The sequence below is a fragment of the Nostoc sp. NMS4 genome (assembly GCF_017115095.1).
GTDB lineage: Bacteria > Cyanobacteriota > Cyanobacteriia > Cyanobacteriales > Nostocaceae > Nostoc.
This window is the reverse complement of sequence record NZ_JABXKI010000002.1, coordinates 1-3559: the sequence shown is the minus strand read 5'-3', so window position 1 is coordinate 3559 and position 3559 is coordinate 1. Positions and strand designations below refer to the sequence as shown.

Here is a 3559-nt window from a genome sequence, read left to right as displayed (position 1 = left end):
CATTTGTTGTAGGATTAGTCTAATACTAGAAAGCATAACGTTGTTTTTTACAAAAATCTTTCACTATATCCGAAATATGGTGACTATATTTTGTAGGTGTCTATGTTATGCACCTAAAAACATGAGTAATACTTGCAAACAGACAATCGGTGTAAGTCTACTTAAACATATAAGCTTGAAATATACCTTCAATGATAGAGTCTACCGTGTTCTTAACTGCTGATGACCAGCCTATTTCTCTAGGTCAAGCATTAAGATACCTGGAGTCTTCCGACAGACTTAACTCTGTTATCTGGGAAATTCTTAGCCAGTACATCATCGAGCAAGAACTACAAACCATAGAGGAACTTGATATTGGTGGTGATTTAATCGATCAACTAGTGATGGATTTTCGATTAGATCATCAGCTGACTGACTACAGAAGTTTTCAAGAATGGCTTGCAAATAAGGGTATAGATTATGCTACTTTTCGCAGACAAATCGGTTCTAACCTCAAGTTGGAAAAATTGAAAGCTCAGATTACTGAACCAAACCTCCAGGAATATTTTATTGAACGTAAGATATTTTTAGATAGAGTAGTGTTGTCGCGCTTAGTTGTAGAAGATCAAGCGCTGGCTGAAGAACTCAAAAGTCAAATTGTAGAAGACGGCGCTAGATTTGAGCAGCTAGTCCAGGAATATTCTGTTGAAGATGACCGAATTTTTAATGGAATGATGGGAGCAATCAGCCGGGGTACAATGCCAGATGTACTCAGAGCAAGTGTTGATTTAGCCAATATTGGTGAGTTGATTGGTCCACTAGAAATTAATGGACTTTGGTATTTAGTCCGTGTGGAAAAAATTTTAGAAGCTTCGTTAGAAGAACAACTGAAACAAGAATTAGAAGATGAGCTTTTCCATCAATGGCTAGAAGATAAAATTCAAAAAATTAATGTCAAGCTTCAGGTGAAGTTCTAGGGTTAATCATGAACTTACAAATCTACTTGAAATGGGAAAGCTTGCCACTGTGCTTGCTAACTACAGAGCAGCAAATTAAATTTAAAACCCAAGCCGAAATTCGTCGATATAAGACGGGGGAAATAATTTGGTCTACGGGTATTCCAGGAAACCAATTCTTAATTGTTTCGGGTAATGTGCGTCTCAAAGAAGATGGAAAACCCAAGTCATTAGGAACTTTAAAAGCAGGAGATTGGTTTGGGGATTTACTAGAACTTTCTGGAGATTTGAAAGCTGTAGCATCTAAAAATGTGGAAGTGATGCGCTGGGATGCAGCACTGTGGCAAAAAGTTTATTCTCTAGAATTAAATCACTTTTGGGAGCAAGAGCGATCGCGTTATCAGTCAATAGACGCTAATTTACCTCAACCAGTATCAGGTTATCCATTTGTTTTGAGTCCTAATACTGCGGCTGCGTGCTTAACAATGGCGGCGCAATATCTCCAAAATCCGATCCCATTTGATTCGGTACAGCGTCAACTGCGGGGAGAACGCCCTCACGATGTCATGGAAGCGGGGGAAAAACTCGGACTGCAAGTGCGACAGCTACAAGTTACCTCAAATGATTTGCGCTCATTAACTTTCCCGGCTTTGTTGCTTTGGCGACGGGAAGAATGGATTGTTATCTATGGCGTTAGGGGCAATCGCGTAATTATTGCATTTCCTACCAACCTCAGTCAAACTTGCCAAAGCATTCCCCAAAAAATGCTTGAAGAAAATTGGGATGGACAACTTTGGCAAGTTGAATTAATTCAAGAGCAGGATAATAAGCAGAAGTTTAACCTGAGTTGGTTTGTTCCTGCGGTTTGGAAACATTGGAAGTTATTAGGAGAAGTATTATTACTTTCTTTGGCGCTGCAATTGTTGGGGTTAGCAACGCCAATCATCACTCAGTACATCATTGACAAAGTAATGGTGTTTGGCAGCCGCAATGCTTTGGATGTGATGGCGATCGCTCTTTTGGGTGTGGCGATTTTTGAAGCAATTTTGGGCATCTTGCGGCTATACATTTTTACCCACACTGCCAATCGCCTTGATTTAAGTTTATCGTCCCAGTTGTTTCGCCAACTGATGCGTCTACCCTTAACTTATTTTGAGTCGCGTCGAGTCGGTGATACTGTTGCAAGAGCGCAAGAACTCGAAAATATTCGCTCTTTTCTCACAGGTACAGCCTTAACTGTCATCCTTGACAGCATTTTTTCTGTAGTGTATCTCGTACTCATGTTTGCTTACAGTTCCACCCTCACTTGGGTGGCTTTGGCTGTGATTCCCCTGTTCGTCGTTTTAAATTTAATCGCTACACCGATTTTACGCCATTGGCTAAATGAAACTTTTAATCGCGGTGCCGATAACCAATCCTTTTTAGTAGAAACTGTCACCGGCATTCATGCTGTAAAAGCTCATGCGGCTGAACGCAAATCTCGCCGCCGTTGGGAAGGCTTATTTGCGCGTTACATCCGCACTAGCTTTAAAGCTTCCACCACTTCTAATATTGGCAGTAATATTGGCGACTTTTTGACTAATTTTTCCTACCTAATTATTCTTTGGTTTGGAGCCAGACTCGTCATCGAACAACAGATAACTATTGGTGTATTAGTTGCTTTTCAAATGTTAGCTTCTAAAGTCACAAGTCCACTGCTGCGTTTAGTACAACTTTGGCAGGAATTCCAGCAAGTTTTACTATCTGTAGATCGACTGGGAGATATTCTTAATACTGCTCCCGAAGCTGAACCTGGTTCTGGTTTAATTTTACCACCATTGCGCGGTCAAGTAAACTTTGAAAAAGTGTTTTTCCGCTACCAAAGCGACCAAGAAGAACCTGTTTTAAAAGGCATTTCTTTGACTGTGCAACCGGGGATGTTTGTCGGAATTGTGGGACGGAGTGGTTCTGGTAAAAGTACACTTTCAAAGCTTTTACAACGCCTCTATAAACCAGAATCCGGCTCTATCTTAATTGATGATTTCGATATTAAAAATGCTGATATCGGTTCTTTACGACAACAAATTAGCGTTGTCCTCCAAGACGATTTTCTCTTTGACGCTACCATCTCAGAAAATATCACCTTCGGCGATCCAGATATTACAACCGAAGAAGTCATAAAAGCAGCACGACTGGCAGCAGCTCATAATTTTATCAGCGAAATGCCCAAAGGCTACCAAACCAGCATCGGGGAGCGCGGAGTCGCCTTATCGGGAGGACAGCGCCAACGTCTTGCTTTAGCGCGTTTATTTCTTTCCAAGGCTCCGATTTTAATCTTAGATGAAGCTACAAGTAGCTTGGATAGTGAGACAGAACAAAAAGTATTACAGAACTTGCAGGAAGTTTCGGGCGATCGCACAGTATTTATGATTGCTCACCGATTTGCACCATTAAAACGAGCCGATTTGATTTTGGTATTAGAAAAAGGCGAGATTGTGGAACGAGGAACCCATGATGAGTTGCTGCAAAAAAGAGGTGTGTATTGGGCGTTGTATCAACGGCAGTTGGCTAGTGTGTGAATTCATAGACGTTAGGACTTACGCATTGACAGAATAGCAAAATAGTGAATTCATAAATAAGGGTCG

General features: G+C 41.0%; 2 protein-coding genes. Both read left to right on the top strand.

Annotation, left to right across the window (positions count from 1 at the left end; all coding sequences use genetic code 11):
* The first annotated feature begins 194 nt into the window (after positions 1-194).
* Complete coding sequence (locus tag HWQ37_RS00025; protein ID WP_292742505.1) at positions 195-956, top strand: peptidylprolyl isomerase; 762 nt, start codon at positions 195-197, stop codon at positions 954-956.
* Between the two features lie 8 nt (positions 957-964).
* A complete protein-coding gene (locus HWQ37_RS00020; protein WP_292742501.1) occupies positions 965-3493 on the top strand; it encodes a peptidase domain-containing ABC transporter in 2529 nt (842 codons plus the stop codon).
* Positions 3494-3559 lie beyond the last annotated feature (66 nt).

Coding starts and splice junctions, on each gene's coding strand:
- HWQ37_RS00020 (WP_292742501.1), top strand. CDS start 965: ATGAACTTACAAATCTACTTGAAATGGGAAAGCTTGCCACTGTGCTTG.